The following is a 15,136-nucleotide window of genomic DNA, read 5'->3' as shown; positions in this document are numbered from 1 at the left end:
CCCGTCACGACAGCAGGGAATGCGCGGGTGGAGACCAGGGCAAAGACGGTTCTTGCCGGTTGCGTCGGGCGATATTCGGAAGCGGCGCCCGTGCCCGCCCTGCGCGAGCACTTTCTGTGCGTGTGGAAACATTCCATCCCGGATGATCATGCGGGCAGTATCGCCGTCGTTCCCGATGGCTGTGTCGATCTTCTCTGGCATGATGGCCGCCTTGTCGCCGTCGGTCCCGACATCACGGCCGCCAACCCCGATCTGAGGCCGGGTTCAACCGTGCTGGGCATGCGCTTCCGGCCAGGTGCGGCAGCCCGCTGGCTCGGCCTGTCGATGACGGAGATCGTCGGCAGCGAGGTCGACATGCGCGATATCTGGGGTGCGCGGGCGAGCGATGTCTTCGGGAGATTGCAAGACGTATCGGGCTTCCATGGGCAGGCCGGATTGCTGCAAAACCTGCTGGCCGGGATGGCCCCGTCGGTCGAAGCGCCTTTTCGCGACGGAGCCGCGATATTCTCCATCCTTCAGGACAATGCCGGCTATCAGGGAGAGGGCATGTCGCGCCTGGTGAGCCGGCTCGGTCTCAGCGAGCGGACGCTGCGTCGCAGGAGCCGCGACCTGTTCGGCTACGGCCCCAAGACGCTCGAACGCATCCTGCGCTTTCAACGGTTCCAGGCGCTGGCGCGGCGTTCCCCGCATGCCGGCCTGGCGGACATGGCCTATGCGACCGGCTATGCCGACCAGGCCCATCTCAGCCGTGAGATCCAGACGCTTAGCGGCATGACGGCGCGTGCGTTCGTTCGCCAACTGGCGGGTTGAGTGGCCGTTTTCTTCAAGACCGCCGGCGGCCCCGGCGGCATCCTTCCCCAGACATGCAACGATGAAAGGATTTGCCATGGGCACCGCAGGCAATGATCGCCGGATCGACAACATCGAATTCAACGTCAGCGATATCGCGCGCTCGCGCGAATTCTACGCCAAGGCATTCGGCTGGACATTCACCGACTATGGTCCGACCTATTGCGAATTCACTGACGGCCGCCTGACCGGCGGACTTACGACGGGCGGCGCGATCAAGCCGGGCGGGCCGCTGGTTATTCTTTATGCGGATGATCTCGGTGTGACGCAGAAGCGGATCGAGCAAGCCGGCGGCAGGATCGTCAAGCCGGTCTTCGAATTTCCGGGCGGCCGCCGTTTTCATTTCGAGGATCCGGACGGATATGAACTCGCCGTCTGGTCGGTGAATTGAGACGCGCCGTGGTCGGGCTGATCCACATGCTTGGCTTCGTATTGCTTGGCGGTGTTTTCGCCTGGGCCGGAGCCGGGCATTTCCTGAAGTTCAGGACGATCGCAGGACAGTTGGCGGAGCGGCGGTTGCCCTTCCCGGCGGTCCTGCTTGCCGCGGGGTCGAGCGTCGAGATCGTCGCCGGCCTTTGCCTCGCAACCGGCATGGCCCGGCCCTATGCGGCGCTGGCGCTTGTCGTGTTCACGGTTGTCGCAAGCGTGATGATGCTCGACTTCTGGCATTATTCCGGACCGGAGCGGCAAGGCCTGCGCTCCGCCTTCACCATCAACATCGCCGTCATCGGCGGCTTGCTGCTCGCATCCAGCCCGCATTGAGGGCTTGAAGGCAAGGCGGGTAACCGTCAGGGTTTGCCGCTTCGGTTCTGCGAACGTTCGCCGATCCCTTCGACGACGATGCGGATCAGGTGCCTGGTCTCGCCCTCGCCGAACGACCCGCCGGAGAGCGCCGAAAGCATCGCCTGGCCATAGATGCCGAGCAGCACCAGCGCCATGAAGTCGGCGTCGTCGTCGCGGCGGATGACGCCTTGCCGCTGGCCGAGCACCAGAATATCCCGCACCAGGCCTTGGAAGGATGGGCGGTCGGGGGGCGGCCGCAGGGACGGCCGTTCCGCCGGGGCCAGAGCGAGCCGGGCAAGGGAAGGATTGGCCAGGCACCAGTGCGCACTGTCGGTGAGCACGATCTCCAGCAATTTGAGCACGTCCTCGTTCGCTGCCATGCGGGCGCGATAGGCACTGTCGTCCGCCTCGACGCGAGCTATGAGCCGCAGCGCGATCTCTTCTTTCGAACTGAACAGATTGTAGACGGTCTTGCGGGTCAGCCCCGCGCGCGTCGCTATTTCCTCGACAGACACGTTGACGAATCCAAGCTCCCGGAACGCCCGATCGGCGGCATCGAGGATGAGGGTTCGCGACCGGTCGGTCCGCTTTGGGGTTGTCATTTTTATACCATAGTGTAAATTTACACTTATGTAAAATATGGGTTCATCGCCGCCATATCAGCCATTCGCCCGGGCCGAACGGTCGGCCGTGGCGTCCGGGAATTCAAGCGGGTCAATCGGAAGCGTTGTGCAAAATGGTTGATAATCTCAGGGAATTCGGGGCTGGCATCTGGATCGCCGACGGTCCGGCGGTGACGGCGGCGGCCGGCTTCCATTATCCGACCCGCATGGCCGTCATCCGTCTGTCGGCCGGCGGCCTTTTCATCTGGTCGCCGGTCGCGCTGACGGATGCGCTTCGCGCCGAGGTCAATGCCATGGGCGAGGTGCGCTTCCTGATCGCGCCCAACTCGCTTCATCATGTGTTCCTCGCCGGCTGGCAGAGCGGCTATCCCGACGCCAGGGTGTATGCGGCTGCGGGCCTGCGCGAAAAGCGCCGGGACATCCGCTTCGACGGCGATCTCTGCGATACGCCTGTCGCGGATTGGGCTGATGATCTCGACCAGGTCGTGATGCTCGGCAACCGGATCACGACCGAGGTCGTCTTCTTTCATCGCCGCAGCAACACGGTGCTGTTCACCGATCTCATCCAGCATTTCCCGCCCGGATGGTTCAAGGGCTGGCGGGCGCTGGTTGCCCGGCTGGACCTGATGGTGGCCGACGAGCCATCGGTGCCGCGAAAGTTCCGCGCCGCCTTCACCGACCGGCCCGTGGCGCGCGCCGCCATCCGGCGGGTGCTGGCCTGGCCGGCGGAAAAGGTGCTGATGGCGCATGGCGAACCGATCACCACGGATGGCCAGGCATTTCTGCGGCGCGCCTTTCGCTGGCTGGTTCGTTCGTGATCCCAAGGCCAGCGCCGGCTGACGCGAAGCTCACGGCTCCTTGCAGATCGGCAGGGGCTGGGGCGGGGGCGCCGGATGGTCCTTCCTGTATTGGGCGATCATCGGCTCCAGGGTTTTGCGTGGCCAGAATTTCGGCGCGCCGATCTCCTTCAGGCAGGAAGCGTTCCAGTAGGCGCCCGACGAATGGCCGCTCGCCACGGCGGCGATATCGCGTGATTCCGGGTAGATGTAGAGCGTGGTCGGATTGTCCTTGACCATCGAGATGAGCTGCTGCGCATCCGCCGGCGACCAGCTGGTGCAGCCATTGCTGCGGCCGCCGGCATAGTCCACCAGCTTGCCGAACGGCACCATGCCGTCATGGTCGGCGTAGGAGCTCTTCGGGCTCTTGCGCATGCACATGGTGCGCAGCACTTGCGCCGCATGGCCGCCGATCACGCGCTGCCGGGCGTTGGCGGCTTCGCCTTCGCCGTCGAACTGGATGAAGGTGCGCACGAAGGCCGCATCCTGTTTGGTGGCCGTGCGGTAGTAACCCTTGAACGAAGTCTTGGTCTCGCGCGTCATATAGGCGCCGCCGGCGGTCAGCTCGGAATCCATGGCATTGCCGAAGTTCTTGACGCAGCGCCGGCCGTTCGAGAAATCGACGGTGCCCTTGAGATTGCGGCCGCCGCCATGACCGGAAGAAATGGCGCGAAACGACTGGCTGGCCTCGCACACGATATAGTAGCGGCGCCCGAGCACGCTGTTGCCGAGATCGCCCGGACGCGTGGCATCCATGGCGAAGTAGCAGGGATTGCGGACAGCGCCCTCGGCCACTTTCTTCTGGTAAAGCGCCCGCGCTCGCTCCAGCACCACTTGCGAAATCTGGCCGTCGGCGTCACCGACATGGGCCTGCAGCCATGCCGGAACGGCCGAAGGCGCGGCAAAGGACCGCGCCGACACCGTCAGGGCAATGACCGCAACGAGAAGGCCGAGGGTGGCAACAGCCGCCAAAGGAACAGATCTCAACCGCACCGGACCTATTCTCCTGTCGAGGGCGTTTCGTTATTCCGCGCCGGTGAATCACCTGGCGCAGATCATAAAATGCCTCGCATCTCCAGGCGAAACACTTCTTGGTCAGCGCGGCGGCGGACAGGCCCAAAAATCCGCACCGGCGCGGGCCACCCATACTCCGGGATGCTGGCTCAAGGCTTGCGGCTGATGCCTCCATGCGCCGCGACCCCCGATTTTCGATCCACCGGGATTGCGCTATGATCTGATTCTGGCGTGGCCCACGCCTCCTCCCTCCGCCGGGAAAGCATCAGTCATGCCGGGCCATCCAATCACCGAACCGACTGTTCGAGCACCAGGCATGAGGAGGGGTTGCGCAGACTGCTCGCATCAGGAGGTTTTGTGATGAGACTGTCCGCGCCTGTCTACCGACTGAAGCGTCAAGCCAGGCTGCTGTCCCGCAAGGACGGCATACCGCTGCACGAAGCACTCGACCGCATCGCGGCCCAAGAGGGCTTTGTGAGCTGGGCGTTGCTTGCGGCGAGGGACGCCGAAACCAGCCCCGCCGGCAGATTATTTGCCCGACTGGCACCCGGCGACCTCGTGCTGGTCGGCGCGCGGCCGGGCCACGGCAAGACGCTGATGAGCCTCGAACTGGCGATTGAAGCCATGCGATGCGGCCGGCGCAGCGTGTTCTTTACGCTGGAATACACGCAGGCCGACATTCTCGGCAGATTTCGCGCGATCGGGGTCGAGCCGGCGCAATTCGAGGGCCGGTTCGACTTCGACAATTCCGACGCCATCTGTGCCGGATACATGATGGAACGACTGGCCACGGCCGCCCCCGGCACGCTGGTGGTGATCGACTATCTGCAACTGCTCGACCAGAGGCGGGAAAATCCGGACCTGATGACGCAGGTGCGCCGCCTGCGGTCGTTCGCGCGTGAAAGAGGTCTCATCCTGGTCTTCATTTCACAGATCGACCGTTCCTATGAGCTGTCGTCGAAGCCTGTCCCTGATGTGGGCGATATCAGGCTGCCCAACCCGCTCGACCTGTCGCTGTTCAGCAAGACCTGCTTTCTGAACAAGGGCGAAATCCGCTTCCAGCCGACTTGAACATGGCGGCATGTCCGCTGGCGACGCTCCGGCCGGGCACAGTCGCTTTGCCAGAGCCTTGCGACGTACCGGGTCTGTACACCGTCCTGCGACGCTCTAGAATGAATACGGCTTTAATAATTACCGGTCGTCTTGAATGGACCCGCTCAGCGACGTCATCGCTCTTCTTCAACCCAGCACCGCGATCTCGAAACCCATCAAGGGACGCGGCCGGTGGGGCGTGCGTTACGCCGCATATGACGCACCTGGTTTCACAATCATCGTCGAGGGCGAGTGCTGGATCGCTTTCGAGGGGCAGCAGCCTGTGAGGCTGGAGAAGGGGGATTTCCTCCTTTTGCCCTCCACGCCACCCTTTTCGCTGAGCAGCCATCCGGGGGCCGAGTGCGAGCTTCGGCAGCCGATGGATATTGCCGTCCAGTATGGCGACCGGGACGGGGAGGCCGATTTCGTCGCGCTCGGCGGGACGTTCCGGATCGAGCCGGTCAACGCCGCGCTGTTGCTGGCACTGCTTCCGCGCGTCGTCCACGTGCCGGCTTCGCAAGGTCGCGCCGGGAGACTCGGCAAGACCATCGAGCTGATCATGGAAGAGTGCGAGAATGAAGAGCCCGGCAAGGAGATGGTCCTGCAGCGACTGCTCGAGGTGCTGCTCGTCGAGGCGCTGCGATGGCGCGGCATGGATGGCGGCGTGGCAGGCCTGCTCAACGGGATGCGCGATCCCATGCTGGCGCGAGTGCTTCGCGCCATGCATGCGGATGTCCGGGCCGGTTGGACGGTCGCGGAACTCGCCGGAATTGCCGGCCTCTCGCGCTCGGCCTTCGCGGCGCGTTTCGGCGACGTGCTTGGATGCGGGCCGATAGAGTATCTGGCGCGATGGCGCATGGCGCTCGCCAAGGATGCGTTGATGCGAGGTTCCAAGACGCTGGACAGGATAGCCGACGAGATCGGCTACGAATCCGCGAGCGCTTTCAGTACAGCCTTCAGGAAACGGCTCGGCTGTTCTCCCGGCAAGTTCGCCCGTGGCGGGGCCGGCAGCGCAAACGAGGGCGTGAGCAGAGGTTCGATCTGATTTTTGGACGATTGGAAATAAAATAAGGACAGTTAATTATGGATCGTCTGTCTGGGCAAGCCTAACAAGGTTTCATCGAAACCAAAGGAGCTTACCCATGCAAACGATCCTGATCACCGGCTGTTCTTCCGGCTATGGCCTGGAGACGGCCCGCCATTTCCTCGCCGGCGGGTGGAATGTCATTGCCACCATGCGGTCGCCGCGACAGGATATCCTGCCGCGCTCCGAGCGCCTGCGGATCCTGCCGCTGGACGTCACCAGCCAGCAAAGCATCGCTGCAACGATCGAAGCCGCCGGTCCGATCGATGCTCTCGTCAACAATGCAGGCATCGGGGTCGTCGGCGCCTTCGAGGCGACACCCATCCCGCACATCCGACACGTCTTCGAAACCAATACGCTTGGCGTGATGGCAATGACGCAGGCGGTGATCCCGCAGATGCGCGAGCGCCGCGCGGGCGTGATCGTCAACGTCACCTCCAGCGCCACACTGGCGGCCATGCCGCTGGCGGCCGCCTACACCGCGAGCAAGCAGGCGATCGAGGGTTTCACCGGGTCTCTGGCGCACGAGCTCGGTTATTTCAACGTCCGCGCCAAGCTGGTCGAGCCCGGATACGCGCCGACGACGCGGTTCGCCCACAACACCTCGCTGCGTGTCGAGGACCTGATACCGCAAGCCTATGCCGACTTCGCGGCGCCGATCTTCGCGAACTTCGCCCGGCCCGCGATGACGACCAGGGAAACCGACGTCGCCGAGGCTGTCTGGGCGGCCGTGCGGGACACCGGTGGCCGGTTGCGGTTTCCGGCCGGCGCGGATGCGGTCGCGCTGGCGAATGCAGGGTGAATTTCCCGATCCTGGGCTGCCGTGCCCGGGATCGCAACCGCTCCGATAGCCCGGCTGGCCCGGCATGCGTCGAGCGGTGCCGGCTTGAGCGCCGTGGCGGTGATGGCTATGCCTGCTGACGAGGAGCAGGCATCATGGTCGAGATCGTCAAACCCGCGCTGGAACACCTGCCGTCCTACAAGGCGGCGCTCGAGCGCGGCTGGTCGCCCGACAATGTGCGGCTGGAGGTGGCCACGCGCGAGGAGCTTGGGGCGATCGAGAAGGATCCGCTGGCTTTCCTGGCCAGCCTCGACGATCCCGAGGCCAGGGGTCGCCCGATCACCTTGCCCGATGGCACCAGCGTGCCGCGCCTCCCGGGGTTCCGCCGCTGGATCTGGGACGGCGAAGCTTCGGGCTCGATCGGCTTTCGCTGGCAGAAGGGCACGGCCGAACTGCCGCCGCATGTGCTTGGCCATATCGGCTATGCCGTCGTGCCGTGGAAGCGGCGGCGCGGCTATGCGACCGAGGCCCTGAGGCTGATGCTCGTCGAGGCGAGAGCGGTCGGGCTCGCCTATGTCGAGCTGACCGCCGATCCCGGCAATCCCGCCTCGCAAAAGGTTATCCTGGCCAATGGCGGCAGGCTGATCGGGAATTTCCTCAAGGAAGCGGCCTATGGCGGCGAGGAGAGCCTGCGCTTCCGGATCGACCTGTAGCATTATCGGCCCCGGTCGCGGAGCCAGTCGGCGAGCGAGGCGCGATGCGTGCCGCCCCTGCCGGTAAAGGCTTCGGCGGACAGCATCGAGTTAAGCACCGCCTCCTGCGTCGCCTCCACTGCCGCCCGGAAGAGCATGTCTATACGCGCTTCATTGAGTGCGAGCAGCGGCACCAGATCGCGGCTCTCGTCGTGATCGACCCGATTGCCGGTGCTGAAGGCGATGGCGATATCGCCGCTGCCATGGCCCCAGAAGGTGCCCAGCCTGGCGATGCCGGCCCCGGCGCGTCGCGCCACCCTGTCGAGCTGGCGGTGTTCGAGCGGCAAATCGGTGGCGAGCACGATCATGATCGAACCGCGTTCGGCCTCCACCGCTTGCCTGGGGTCGGGCCGGCGCCCGTCCGGCAAGATGAGGTCGCCACGCCTGCCGAAATTCGACAGCACGAGAACGCCAAGGTGGTGGTCGCCGCCGAGCGCGATCTTTCGGGAGGCCGAGCCGATGCCGCCCTTGAAGCCGAAGCAGCTCATGCCGGTTCCGGCCCCGACATTGCCCTGTTCGACATCGCCGTCATGCGCGTCGGCCAGCGCGGCAAGAGCATGCTCCTCCGATACCGCCAGGGCCTGGATATCGTTCAGCGGGCCATCATTGCACTCGCCGACCACCGGATTGACGGTTCCGGTGGTGCGGCCGATATCGGGATTGCGGCGGATGGCGTCCCGGATGAGCGCGGTGGCGCAGGTGCCGACCGAAAGCGTGTTGGTGAGCAGGACCGGCGTCTCCATGGTGCCGAGTTCCTGCACCTGCATCAGTCCGACCGTCTTGCCGAAACCGTTGATGACATGGGCGGCCGCCGCCACCTTGTCGCGGAACAGATTACCGCCATGCGGCAGGATCGCGGTCACCCCGGTGTTGATGTCGCCGTCGCGTAGCGTGCAGTGGCCGACGCGCACGCCGGGCACGTCGGTGATCGCATTGCGCGTGCCCGTGGGCAAGGTGCCGCAGGTCAGGCCGAAATCGGCGACGGTCCTGGCCATTGCTCAGACATGCTCGTCGGCGCAGAGCGCGTGGTCCGACAGCGCGCGGATGACATAGCAGTCGCCGACCGTCCTGCCGTCGCAGCAGGTGGCGATGCGTTCGAGTTCGGCCTCCAGCCGTTTCAATTGCGCGATCTTCTCGCGGACCGAAAGCAGCTGTTCCTGCGCGATCTTGTCGGCATGGCCGCAGGGCTGCTCGGGATGGCCGCTGAGGTCGATCAGCGCGCGGATGTCCTCGACGGCGAAACCGAGGTCGCGGGCGTGGCGGATGAAGGCCAGCCGTTCCAGCTCCTGCCTGGAGTAGCGGCGCTGGTTGCCTTCCGAGCGCTCGGGCGCCGCGACCAGGCCCATTTGCTCGTAATAGCGGATGGTCGGCACCTTGACCCCGGTGCGACGGGAGAGATCACCGATCGAAAACATGCATTTTACCTCTTGAAGCTCTAGTGACTAGAGGAATTACATCTGATGGCATCAAGGTTCAAGACCCATGCGGCGGCGCGCCGCACGGGCGAAAAAGACAGGTGATGCGATGACGACAGCGCTGCGGCAGACACGATTCAAGATCGGCGGCATGGACTGCGCTTCCTGCGCGGCCAAGATCGACACGGCGGTGCGCCGGCTCGACGGGGTCGACGATGTCTCGGTCTCGGTGACCGGCGCCTCGATGACCGTCAGCCATGGCGGCCCGCTCGACGACGACAAGGTGCTCAAGCAAGTGGCGCGCCTGGGCTACGGCATCGTCAGGGCGCAGGCGAGGGGCGAGGCGTCCGCTCCATCGGCGAGCGCGCAGGACCATGCCGATCACGACCATGAAGGCCACGACCACGATCACGAGGGACATGACCATGAAGGCCACGATCACGCTGGTCATGATCACGCCGGCCATGATCATGACCGCGGCAGCGCGCGAGGTGCAAAGCAGCAGCCGGAGGGGTCATCCCATCTCCACAGCCACGCCGAGCCCGGACAGGCATGGTGGCGCACGCGCCGCGCGGCGCTGACGCTGGCCTGCGCGGCGGCCCTGGGTGCGGCCTACGGCATCGGCCATCTCTTCCCCGCCGCCGAGCGCTGGGTCTTCCTGGCGGCGCTGCTTGTGGGTCTGGTGCCGATTGCGCGGCGTGCGCTGATGGCGGCTCTGGCCGGCACGCCGTTCTCGATCGAGATGCTGATGACCATCGCGGCGGTCGGCGCGGTGATGATCAACGCCACGGAAGAGGCCGCCGCCGTGGTGGTGCTGTTCCTGATCGGCGAATTGCTGGAAGGCGTCGCGGCGGGCCGCGCGCGGGCCAGCATCCAGGGCCTGGCCGATCTGGTGCCGAAGACGGCCCTTGTCGAGCGGGCGGGCGGCACCTCTGAAGTGCCCGCCGAACGGCTTGGCGTCGGCGACGTCATCGTGGTTCGGCCCGGGGACCGCATCCCGGCGGATGGCGACATTGTCGAGGGCTCGAGCGACATCGACGAGGCGCCGGTGACCGGCGAGAGCACACCCAAGCGCAAGAGCGTCGGCGAGCCCGTCTTTGCCGGCACCATCAACAGCGATGGCGTGCTGAAGGTGCGGGTGACGGCTGCGGCTTCCGACAACACCATCGCCCGCGTCGTGCGGCTGGTGGAGGAGGCCCAGGAAGCCAAGGCGCCGACGGAGCGCTTCATCGACCGCTTCTCGCGCTATTATACGCCCGGCGTGCTGGCCGTGGGCGCGCTGGTGGCGGTGCTGCCGCCGCTCGTGGCCGGCGGCGACTGGAACGAATGGATCTACAAGGGCCTGGCCATCCTGTTGATCGGTTGCCCCTGCGCCCTGGTGATCTCGACGCCGGCGGCTATCGCCGCCGGTCTGGCGACCGGTGCGCGGCGCGGCCTGCTGATGAAAGGCGGCGCGGTGCTGGAAGGCTTTCGCCGCATCAACGCTGTCGCCTTCGACAAGACCGGTACGCTGACCGCGGGCAAGCCCGTCGTCACCGACATCGTTGCCTATGGCCGCGATGAATCCACCGTGCTTGGGCTGGCGGCGGCTCTCGAGCAGGGCTCCAGTCATCCGCTGGCGGTGGCGATCCTCGACCGGGCCAAGGCCGAAAAAACGCAGGTGCCGTCGGCTGTGGCCGCCAAGGCGATTTCGGGCAAGGGCGTCGAAGGCAGTGTCGGCGGCGTGGCTGTCTTCCTGGGATCAGGCCCGGCGGCGGGCGAGCGTGCCGACATGACACAAGCGCAGCGCCTTGCCATTGACAGCCTCAACGGCCAGGGCAAGACCGTGTCGGTGCTGGTGGCCGACGGCCTGGTGACCGGGCTGATCGCCATGCGCGACGAGCCGCGGCCGGACGCCGCGGCCGGCATCGCGGCGCTGAAGGGCGAAGGCATCCGCGCGGTGATGCTGACCGGCGATAACAGGCGCACGGCCGAAGCCATCGCCGCCTCGCTCGGCATCGAGGCACGGGCGGAGCTCTTGCCGCAGGACAAGCAGCGCATCGTCGGCGAGTTGCAGGGCGAGGGACTGACGGTCGCCAAGGTCGGCGACGGCATCAACGATGCGCCCGCACTTGCCGCCGCCGATATCGGCATCGCCATGGGTGGCGGCACCGATGTGGCGCTGGAGACAGCGGACGCCGCGATCCTGCACGGCCGCGTCGCGGATGTGGCGCGCATGGTGCGGCTGTCGCGGGCGGTGATGGCCAATATCGGCCAGAACATCACCGTGGCGCTGGGGCTGAAGGCGGTATTCCTGGTCACCACCATCGCCGGGATCACCGGCCTGTGGCCGGCCATTCTGGCCGATACCGGCGCCACGGTGCTGGTCACCGCCAATGCCATGCGCCTGCTGCGCTGGCGCGGCTGAGGCGCTGGCCCTATTCGGCCGCCGCCGGCAGCGGCGGCCGGGCATCGACGCGGCGCTCCCAGATGTATGAGGCGAGCGCGACGATGACGGCGACCAGCATGGCCAAGGCGCCGACCACCGGCAGGCTGCGATAGCCGTAGCCGGCGGTCAGCATGGCGGCGCCCAGCGATGCGGCGAGCGCGATGCCGATGTTGAAGCCGGACGGGATCAGCGAGGCGGCCAGACCCGAAGCATCGGCCGTCCAGGACAGGATGCGGGTCTGAATCGGCGTGCCGATGGCGAAATTCAGGCCACCCCAGATGATGATCGCGACAACCATCGGCAGGGGATAGGGGCTTACGGCGTAGATGACCGCCAGCGTCACTGCCTGCAGCGCGAGCATGGTGATCAGCGACGGCATCAGCTTCCAGTCGGACAGCTTGCCGCCGAGAAAAACGCCAAGCGTGGCGCCGACGCCATTGAGCAGCAGCACCCAGGGTACGAGATTCTCATCGAGGCCGGTCACCTCGAGCAGGGTCGGCGTGATGTAGGTGAACAGGCAGAACTGGCCGAGCATCAGCATCAGCATGAGGATAAGCGAGGTCCACACCTGCTGACGCGCCAGCGCGCGGACCTCGCTGGCAAAGCTCGCCGATTTGGTCTGATGGCCGGTGGTGCGCGGCAGCAGGGCCGCCATGGCAAGGGTTGCCGCGACGCCCAGCACGCACATCACCCAGAAGGTGGCGCGCCAGCCCCAGACGTTGCCGATCGCGGTGCCGGCGGGCACGCCGATGACATTGGACACGGTGAGGCCCGACAGGATGACGGCGACCGCCATGCCGCGCTGGTCCTCGCGCACCAGGCCGACCGCGACCACCATGGCGACGCCGAAATAGGCGCCATGCGCGACCGCGACAGTGATGCGCAGGAGCAGCATCGAGGTGAAGTCCGGCGCCAGCGCGCAGGCGGCCTGGCCGATGGTGAAGGCGATCGCGAGACCGAGCAGCAGGGTCTTGCGCGACAGGCCCTTGGTGGCGAGCGCCAGCAACGGCCCGCCAATGGCGATGCCGCAGGCATAGCCGGTGACGAGATAGCCCGAGGTGGGCACCGAGACGCCGAGCCCCTCCGCCACTTGCGGCAGGACCCCGGCGATGACGAACTCGGTGGTGCCGAAGGCGAACGCGGCGAAGAACAGGGCAATGAGCGGCAGCGACATAAACGGAAACCCTCGAAATGGAGGGCTCAGATCATGGATAGCCATGGCTGGCAATCCAGAATTTTTTGTCGTGACTTTAGGTTTTCTTGAGTGATGGTCTAAGCTGGTGTCTTGCGCCCGTAAGGAACCTTCAGCCAAGCCCGCTCATGGAAATAGTAGAGCAGAGACTTGGTGAAGACCTCCGTGACGCCGATTGCGGCCGCCAGCTTGATGCTGCCGGTCACCACCAGTGAGATGATCATCGTATCGATGGTGCCTGTCACGCGCCAGGAAAGCGCCTTGGCGAAACTGCGCGAATGAGTGTCCATCGATTTTCCTCCCGGTGGAGGCTGATGCTTAGCCCGGGCGATGGAAGCCGGGCAACGACAATTTTGCGGCCGAAACAGTGAAGCGATATCGTTTCCGAGGGGCGCAGCGCCCTTCCTTCTCCCCTTGTGGGAGAAGGTGGCCTCGCGAAGCGAGGTCGGATGAGGGGTGTTCCAGAGAACGCGATCGTCTCACTCCGCTGGAACACCCCTCATCCGTCTTACCGCTTCGCGGCAATCCACCTTCTCCCACAGGGGGAGAAGGAAGAACTGCGGGTGCTCAGCTCGCCTTCAAGCGCGATCCGCCGAGCAGGCCGCGCTCTTCCAGGACGGGATAAGCCATTGAGGCCAGCAGCGAGTTGATCTGCTTGAGGTCGCGGATGGTGTCGAGGTGGATTGAACTGGTCTCGATGCTCTTGGCGGTGCCTTCGCGCAGCCGCAGGAAATGGCTGGCGCTGGTTTCCTTCTCGCGGTCGCGCAACTGGTCCTTCTCCAGCACCAGTTGGCGCGCCGTTTCGGGATCGCGCGACACCAGCACGTTGAAGGCGAGACGTGCATTGGCCAGCACCGAGGCGTGGAAGGCGCACAGTTCGCGCCAGCCCTCGGGGGTGAATTCCAGGCCGTGTTCGAGCTTCTTCTTCACATGCACCAGCATGTTTCGCACGATGATGTCGCCGACCTGTTCCAGCTTGACGCAGGCGCCGATCAGTTCCTGGCAGCGCAGCGCCTCGTCCTCGGTCAGCGGGTTCTTGGTGACCTTGGCGAGGTAGAGTTTTATCGCCGCGTGCCTGCGGTCGACACGGTCGTCCAGGGCGGCCAGCGCCTTGATCCTGTCCGTGTCGGCGCTCTCGTAGAGTTCGATGATGCGCTTGAGCATGATCTCGACCGTCTCGCAGACCCGCACCACTTCGCGCGTGGCGTTGGCCAGCGCCTGGCTCGGCACATCGAGCGCGCTCTCGTTGAGCGCCGACAGCTCGACGACGTCAAGCGAGGCCGCCGGCACCGGCTTGGCGCCCAGCGTGACGATCTTTTCCGAGGCGCGGTAGACCAGCCCGGCCAGCGGCAGGCCGGCGAGCAGGATGATGACGTTGAACAGGATGTGGGCATTGACGATCTGGCTTGCCGCCGTGGCGCCGAGGAAGCCGACATGCGGCTTGAAGATCATGAACAGGATCAGCATCACCAGCGAGCCAAGGCCGCGCATCAAGAGGTTGCCGATCGGTACGACCCGGACTTCAGGACTGGCCGAGCGCGTCAGCATTGGCGCGATGATCGAGGAGCCGAGATTGACGCCGAGGATGAGCACGACGCCGAGTTCCGGGCTGATCAGGCCGCGTCCCGCCAGCGTCGCCATCAAAAGCACCGCCGCGATGCTCGACTGGAACAGCCAGGTGATCAGTGCCGCCAGCAGGTAGGCGGTGATGGAATCGGTGGAGAAGTAGTTGATGATGACCGGCATGAGCTGGCTGTTGCGCAGCGGCTCGGACGCCTGCCCGATCATTTCCAGCGACAGGATCAAAAGGCCGATGCCGACGAGGATACGGCCTGTCTGGCGCCAGTCGCGCCGCTCGGTGGCCATGAACATCACCGTGCCGGTGATCAGGCAGAGCGGCACAAGGAGCGTGAGATCGAAGGTCAGCAGCTTGACCACGAGCGCGGAGCCGATTTCGGCGCCGCGCACGGCGAGCTGGCCGGCGGCGCCCGAGACGATGCCGGAACCGGCGAAGGAACCTACAAGCAGGGTGACGGCGGTGGAGCTCTGCAGGGCGATGGCCAGGCCGGTGCCCGCCAGCACCGCCATGATCGGGTTGCGCATGGTGGCGCGCAGGCGATGGCGCAGCACGTCGCCATAGGCGCGCTCGACGCCGGTCTTGACCATGCGGGTGGCAAACAGCATCAGCGCGACCGCGCCCGCCAGGTGCAGGAGGACGACGGAACCGCTCATTTCGGGGCCTGCATGCGGGCAGGCCGCGCGCCGGGGAGGGCACGAGGATCGGGGG

16 protein-coding genes are annotated in these 15,136 nt (G+C 65.6%); 9 read left to right on the top strand and 7 right to left on the bottom strand.

Annotation, left to right across the window (positions count from 1 at the left end):
- Nucleotides 1-27: 27 nt before the first annotated feature.
- The 3 genes from FFS37_RS23860 (at nt 28) to FFS37_RS23850 (ending at nt 1,611) form a co-directional block, all read left to right on the top strand.
- Nucleotides 28-810 carry a helix-turn-helix domain-containing protein gene (locus FFS37_RS23860; RefSeq protein ID WP_171026384.1) on the top strand — a complete coding sequence of 261 codons (783 nt, stop codon included), beginning with the start codon at nt 28-30 and terminating at the stop codon, nt 808-810.
- A 76-nt stretch (nt 811-886) separates the two neighbouring features.
- Nucleotides 887-1,240: a VOC family protein gene (locus tag FFS37_RS23855; RefSeq protein ID WP_137933422.1), complete on the top strand. Its 354-nt coding sequence runs from the start codon at nt 887-889 to the stop codon at nt 1,238-1,240.
- Complete coding sequence (locus FFS37_RS23850; protein WP_232375746.1) at nt 1,237-1,611, top strand: DoxX family protein; 375 nt, start codon at nt 1,237-1,239, stop codon at nt 1,609-1,611. The genes FFS37_RS23855 and FFS37_RS23850 overlap by 4 nt, the downstream gene beginning before the upstream one ends.
- Before the next feature lie 26 nt (nt 1,612-1,637).
- Here the strand turns inward: FFS37_RS23850 and FFS37_RS23845 are convergent, their stop codons facing one another.
- Complete coding sequence (locus tag FFS37_RS23845; protein ID WP_137933421.1) at nt 1,638-2,234, bottom strand: TetR/AcrR family transcriptional regulator; 597 nt, start codon at nt 2,232-2,234, stop codon at nt 1,638-1,640.
- 134 nt (nt 2,235-2,368) lie between these two features.
- Between FFS37_RS23845 and FFS37_RS23840 the strand changes: the two genes are divergently transcribed.
- A complete protein-coding gene (locus tag FFS37_RS23840; protein ID WP_137933420.1) occupies nt 2,369-3,073 on the top strand; it encodes a DUF4336 domain-containing protein in 705 nt (234 codons plus the stop codon).
- Between the two features lie 30 nt (nt 3,074-3,103).
- Here FFS37_RS23840 and FFS37_RS23835 read toward each other — a convergent pair whose 3' ends face one another.
- On the bottom strand, nt 3,104-4,084 hold the full coding sequence (locus tag FFS37_RS23835; RefSeq protein WP_137933419.1) for a hypothetical protein: 981 nt from the start codon (nt 4,082-4,084) through the stop codon (nt 3,104-3,106).
- A gap of 381 nt (nt 4,085-4,465) precedes the next feature.
- Here FFS37_RS23835 and FFS37_RS23830 point away from each other — a divergent pair, with 381 nt between their 5' ends.
- The 4 genes from FFS37_RS23830 to FFS37_RS23815 all read left to right on the top strand — a co-directional run bounded on the left by FFS37_RS23830 (nt 4,466) and on the right by FFS37_RS23815 (nt 7,775).
- Nucleotides 4,466-5,176, top strand: coding sequence for a DNA helicase (locus tag FFS37_RS23830; RefSeq protein ID WP_137933418.1), 711 nt, complete (start codon nt 4,466-4,468; stop codon nt 5,174-5,176).
- Between the two features lie 136 nt (nt 5,177-5,312).
- Complete coding sequence (locus FFS37_RS23825) at nt 5,313-6,242, top strand: AraC family transcriptional regulator (RefSeq protein WP_137933417.1); 930 nt, start codon at nt 5,313-5,315, stop codon at nt 6,240-6,242.
- A gap of 97 nt (nt 6,243-6,339) precedes the next feature.
- Nucleotides 6,340-7,083 (top strand): SDR family oxidoreductase, encoded by a 744-nt coding sequence (locus FFS37_RS23820; RefSeq protein ID WP_137933416.1) that lies wholly within the window; start codon nt 6,340-6,342, stop codon nt 7,081-7,083.
- A gap of 134 nt (nt 7,084-7,217) precedes the next feature.
- A complete protein-coding gene (locus FFS37_RS23815; protein ID WP_137933415.1) occupies nt 7,218-7,775 on the top strand; it encodes a GNAT family N-acetyltransferase in 558 nt (185 codons plus the stop codon).
- A gap of 2 nt (nt 7,776-7,777) precedes the next feature.
- On the opposite strand, the gene FFS37_RS23810 is transcribed toward FFS37_RS23815, so the two are convergent.
- Nucleotides 7,778-8,809 (bottom strand): DmpA family aminopeptidase, encoded by a 1,032-nt coding sequence (locus FFS37_RS23810; protein WP_137933414.1) that lies wholly within the window; start codon nt 8,807-8,809, stop codon nt 7,778-7,780.
- A gap of 3 nt (nt 8,810-8,812) precedes the next feature.
- Entirely contained in the window at nt 8,813-9,229 is a 417-nt protein-coding gene (locus tag FFS37_RS23805) for a MerR family transcriptional regulator (protein ID WP_137933413.1), read from the bottom strand.
- A 109-nt stretch (nt 9,230-9,338) separates the two neighbouring features.
- Here FFS37_RS23805 and FFS37_RS23800 point away from each other — a divergent pair, with 109 nt between their 5' ends.
- On the top strand, nt 9,339-11,636 hold the full coding sequence (locus FFS37_RS23800; RefSeq protein WP_137933412.1) for a heavy metal translocating P-type ATPase: 2,298 nt from the start codon (nt 9,339-9,341) through the stop codon (nt 11,634-11,636).
- 10 nt (nt 11,637-11,646) lie between these two features.
- Here the strand turns inward: FFS37_RS23800 and FFS37_RS23795 are convergent, their stop codons facing one another.
- The 3 genes from FFS37_RS23795 to FFS37_RS23785 form a co-directional block, all read right to left on the bottom strand.
- On the bottom strand, nt 11,647-12,831 hold the full coding sequence (locus FFS37_RS23795) for an MFS transporter (RefSeq protein ID WP_137933411.1): 1,185 nt from the start codon (nt 12,829-12,831) through the stop codon (nt 11,647-11,649).
- Nucleotides 12,832-12,929: 98 nt separating this feature from the next.
- Nucleotides 12,930-13,139 carry a DUF2061 domain-containing protein gene (locus FFS37_RS23790; RefSeq protein WP_137933410.1) on the bottom strand — a complete coding sequence of 70 codons (210 nt, stop codon included), beginning with the start codon at nt 13,137-13,139 and terminating at the stop codon, nt 12,930-12,932.
- A gap of 277 nt (nt 13,140-13,416) precedes the next feature.
- A complete protein-coding gene (locus tag FFS37_RS23785) occupies nt 13,417-15,081 on the bottom strand; it encodes a Na/Pi cotransporter family protein (RefSeq protein ID WP_137933409.1) in 1,665 nt (554 codons plus the stop codon).
- Between the last annotated feature and the right edge of the window lie 55 nt (nt 15,082-15,136).

The organism is Mesorhizobium comanense, assembly GCF_005503535.1.
Lineage (GTDB): Bacteria > Pseudomonadota > Alphaproteobacteria > Rhizobiales > Rhizobiaceae > Mesorhizobium > Mesorhizobium comanense.
The sequence above is the reverse complement of the archived record's forward strand: the minus strand, read 5'-3'. Positions and strand labels throughout refer to the sequence as shown.

What these genes read in the sequence shown, in the direction of transcription:
- FFS37_RS23855 (WP_137933422.1), top strand. Translation starts at nt 887, where the DNA reads ATGGGCACCGCAGGCAATGATCGCCGGATCGACAACATCGAATTCAAC.
- FFS37_RS23845 (WP_137933421.1), bottom strand. Translation starts at nt 2,234, where the DNA reads ATGACAACCCCAAAGCGGACCGACCGGTCGCGAACCCTCATCCTCGAT.
- FFS37_RS23840 (WP_137933420.1), top strand. Translation starts at nt 2,369, where the DNA reads ATGGTTGATAATCTCAGGGAATTCGGGGCTGGCATCTGGATCGCCGAC.
- FFS37_RS23830 (WP_137933418.1), top strand. Translation starts at nt 4,466, where the DNA reads ATGAGACTGTCCGCGCCTGTCTACCGACTGAAGCGTCAAGCCAGGCTG.
- FFS37_RS23825 (WP_137933417.1), top strand. Translation starts at nt 5,313, where the DNA reads ATGGACCCGCTCAGCGACGTCATCGCTCTTCTTCAACCCAGCACCGCG.
- FFS37_RS23820 (WP_137933416.1), top strand. Translation starts at nt 6,340, where the DNA reads ATGCAAACGATCCTGATCACCGGCTGTTCTTCCGGCTATGGCCTGGAG.
- FFS37_RS23815 (WP_137933415.1), top strand. Translation starts at nt 7,218, where the DNA reads ATGGTCGAGATCGTCAAACCCGCGCTGGAACACCTGCCGTCCTACAAG.
- FFS37_RS23810 (WP_137933414.1), bottom strand. Translation starts at nt 8,809, where the DNA reads ATGGCCAGGACCGTCGCCGATTTCGGCCTGACCTGCGGCACCTTGCCC.
- FFS37_RS23805 (WP_137933413.1), bottom strand. Translation starts at nt 9,229, where the DNA reads ATGTTTTCGATCGGTGATCTCTCCCGTCGCACCGGGGTCAAGGTGCCG.
- FFS37_RS23800 (WP_137933412.1), top strand. Translation starts at nt 9,339, where the DNA reads ATGACGACAGCGCTGCGGCAGACACGATTCAAGATCGGCGGCATGGAC.
- FFS37_RS23795 (WP_137933411.1), bottom strand. Translation starts at nt 12,831, where the DNA reads ATGTCGCTGCCGCTCATTGCCCTGTTCTTCGCCGCGTTCGCCTTCGGC.
- FFS37_RS23790 (WP_137933410.1), bottom strand. Translation starts at nt 13,139, where the DNA reads ATGGACACTCATTCGCGCAGTTTCGCCAAGGCGCTTTCCTGGCGCGTG.
- FFS37_RS23785 (WP_137933409.1), bottom strand. Translation starts at nt 15,081, where the DNA reads ATGAGCGGTTCCGTCGTCCTCCTGCACCTGGCGGGCGCGGTCGCGCTG.